The 1,726-nt window shown below is 76.3% G+C and carries 1 protein-coding gene; it reads right to left on the reverse strand.

All coding sequences use genetic code 11. The annotated features are described in order from the left end of the window. Window positions 1–1,726 (reverse strand): type I polyketide synthase (locus IE245_RS37605; protein WP_229852086.1); only part of this gene is annotated, 1,726 nt, incomplete at both ends.

Genomic DNA, 1,726 nt, shown 5'->3' on the forward strand with positions numbered 1-1,726 from the left:
CGCACCACCGCGAGGACCTGGTGGCCGTTGCGCACGGCGTCCGACAGGCGCTCCACCAGCAGCAGGCCGACGCCCTCCGCCCAGCCGGTGCCGTCCGCGTCCGCCGAGAACGACCGGCAGCGGCCGTCGGGCGAGAGCCCGCGCTGGCGCGAGAACTCCACGTACGTCAGCGGGGTGGACATCACGGTCGCGCCGCCGGCGAGGGCGAGGTCGCACTCGCCGCTGCGCAGCGCGTTGGCGGCGAGGTGCAGGGCGACCAGGGACGACGAGCAGGCGGTGTCCACCGTGACGGCCGGACCCTCCAGGCCGAGGGTGTACGAGACGCGGCCGGAGGCCACGCTGCCCGCGATGCCGGCGGCGCGGTACCCCTCCAGGTCGTCGGGGATGTGCGCGGCCCCGGCGCCGTAGTCGTGGTACATGACGCCGGTGTAGACGCCGGTCCGGCTGCCGCGCAGGGCGCCGGGGTCCACGCCCGCGTTCTCGAAGGCCTCCCACGCGGTCTGGAGCAGCAGGCGCTGCTGCGGGTCGGTGGCCAGGGCCTCGCGCGGCGACATGCCGAAGAACTCGGGGTCGAAGCGGTCGGCGTCGTGGAGGAAGCCGCCGTGGCGCGTGTACGTCTTGCCGACGCTCTCCGGGTCGGGGTCGTAGAGGGCGTCGACGTCCCAGCCGCGGTTGTCCGGGAACTCGGAGACCGCGTCGACGCCGTCGGCGACGAGCCGCCACAGGTCCTCGGGCGAGGTGACCCCGCCCGGGTAGCGGCAGGCCATGCCGACGATCGCGATGGGCTCGTCCGCCGTGACGGCGGCGGGCGCCGCCACGGCCGCGGCGGCCGGGGTGCCCGTGTCGAGGCCCAGCTGGTCGCGCAGGTGCGCGGCGAGGGCGCCGGGGTTCGGGTGGTCGAAGACCAGCGTGGTCGACAGGCGCAGACCGGACGCGGCGTTGAGGCGGTTGCGGAGCTCGACCGCCGTCAGCGAGTCGAAGCCCAGCTCCTGGAATGCCCGGTCGGCGTCGATCGCCGACGGGTCGGCGTGGCCGAGGACCCCGGCCACCTGCGCCCGCACCAGGTCCAGCAGGGCCGCGTCCCGCTGCGCCGGCGTCAGCGGCGCGAGCCGCTCCGCCAGGGCGGCGTCGCCGTGGCTCGCGGAACCGGCGCGGCGGGGCGCGGCCGGGACGAGGGCCCGCAGCATCGGCAGCGGCTGGTCGCCGCTCCCGCCGCGCAGCGCGGCGAGGTCGATGCGGTTGACGGCGAGGACGGCCTCGCCGGTGGCGGGGGCGGCGTCGAAGAGCTCCATCGCCTCGGCCGTACCCAGCGGCAGCAGGCCCGAGCGGGCCATGCGCTGGAGGTCGACCTCCGACAGGCCGCCGGAGAGTTCGCTGCTCTCGGCCCACAGGCCCCAGGCCAGCGACAGGCCCGGCAGCCCCTGGGCCCGTCGGTGCGCCGCCAGGGCGTCCAGGAAGGTGTTGCCCGCGGAGTAGTTCGCCTGGCCGGCGGTGCCGAGGAGGCCCGCGATCGAGGAGTAGACGACGAAGGCGGTGAGGTCGAGGTCGCGGGTGAGCTCGTGGAGGTTCCACGCCGCGTCCACCTTCGGCCGCAGCACGGCGTCGAGGCGCTCGGCGGTCAACGAGCCGATGAGCCCGTCGTCGAGGACGCCGGCGGTGTGGACGACGGCGGTCAGCGGGTGCTCGGCGGGAACGGCGGCCAGCAGCCCGGCCAGCGCCTCCCGGT

Origin of the sequence: Streptomyces roseolus, assembly GCF_014649855.1 — a bacterium.
GTDB classification, from domain to species: domain Bacteria; phylum Actinomycetota; class Actinomycetes; order Streptomycetales; family Streptomycetaceae; genus Streptomyces; species Streptomyces roseolus.